This is a genomic window from Nitratidesulfovibrio oxamicus (genome assembly GCF_015731765.1).
GTDB lineage: Bacteria > Desulfobacterota > Desulfovibrionia > Desulfovibrionales > Desulfovibrionaceae > Cupidesulfovibrio > Cupidesulfovibrio oxamicus.
Window position 1 is genome coordinate 1 of the sequence record NZ_VRYY01000801.1, and the last position, 518, is coordinate 518.

Consider the following 518-nt stretch of genomic DNA (forward strand, 5'->3'; position numbering starts at 1 on the left):
GCCCGCAGGCGCTGCGCGAGGGCGGCGGGCGCACCCTTCTGGGCGGCCTGCGCCCCGTGTGCATCATGCGGGGGCACGACGCCGGTATGATTTGCGCCAGTGGTGTTCGCGGGGGCGTGGGGGGCGCCGGAATGCGAGACGCCCTGCCCGGACGGCAGTGGGCCGCGCCCGTCTGCGTTCCTGTCTCCGATCCCGTCCGCCTGCACCGCCCGGCGGGTAAGCAGCAGCACCAGCGCCGTGCGCAGCAGCGCAGCCACGCCGTTCAGCGTCAGGTAGATGATGCCTGCCGTGCGCGCCAGCGGCCCCACCACGAAGAGCGTGGTGGGCAGGTGCAGCAGAAAGACCGGCAAGCCGGAATTGAGCAGATAGGACAGGCGCAGTTCTCGCGCGGACAGCCGCCCGGCGGTGTGCGCCTCCATGAGCAGCGAGTTGGACGCGGCGGCGGACAGGAAGGCCGTGGCAAAGGCCGCGCCGCTGTCGTCGGGCAGGCGGCCCCAGCGGGTAACCGGGCGCGCGAA

Annotated in this window: 1 pseudogene; it reads right to left on the bottom strand. The window is 73.2% G+C overall.

The features are described 5' to 3' along the window. Positions 1 to 518, bottom strand: a pseudogene (locus FVW20_RS19930) (hypothetical protein); the annotation flags it as partial.